Origin of the sequence: Lachnoanaerobaculum saburreum DSM 3986 (assembly GCF_000185385.1) — a bacterium.
In the GTDB taxonomy this organism is placed as follows: Bacteria; Bacillota; Clostridia; order Lachnospirales; family Lachnospiraceae; genus Lachnoanaerobaculum; species Lachnoanaerobaculum saburreum.
In genome coordinates this window covers 1-676 of sequence record NZ_GL622324.1, presented here as the reverse complement: position 1 = coordinate 676, position 676 = coordinate 1, and the positions used below count along the sequence as shown (strand labels likewise).

At 37.3% G+C, this 676-nt stretch carries 1 protein-coding gene; it reads left to right on the top strand.

All coding sequences use genetic code 11. The features are described 5' to 3' along the window. Positions 1-676 (top strand): hypothetical protein (locus tag HMPREF0381_RS15100; protein WP_008752705.1); only part of this gene is annotated, 676 nt, incomplete at both ends.

Genomic DNA, 676 nt, shown 5'->3' with positions numbered 1-676 from the left:
GGAAAGAGTGCAAAGGGAAAGAGTGCAAAGGGAAAGCAGGCAAGCAAAAAGACAACCGCAAGTGGTAAGGGAAAGTCTTCAAATAAATCCAAATCTCCAAAGCTGAAGATGCCAAAGATATCTCCAAAGGTAAAGGCTCAAGCAAAGAGACAGGCAAAGCCAAAGAATGCAGGCAGAAGATTAGGTAAGCAAAATATAAGACAAAGCACAAACTTGTCAAAAAGCTTTAGAAGAAGAACTGCTAACAGCTATTCTAAAAAATATTTAAAGAATGCTAACGCAAATGCAAATAGGTCAGGAAGAAATACCGCCAACAGATTTGCAGCAAGAATGAGACCACGACCTGTGGTTGCTAAGGGTGTAAATGAAAAGCCAAGAAAAAGTTATAGGGGTAGTATAAACATAACAATGCCGCCTAAAATAATTAACTTTAATATCGATGCAACAAAGGCTGAAAAGGCTTTCCAAAATATAAACAAGAATAGTGAGGACTTTGTAAAGAGGGCGAAGAAAAATCCGATACTTTATTTGTATTCAAATTATGGAGCAATAGATGCCCTAAATACAGGTATAAAAAATCTTAAAGCACTGGAAGAAGGTGGTATTGTAAAGCTGCCGAACTTAGGCATACACTATGACAATCTAAGGAATGCTGTTATAAGAGAGACCACAAAAG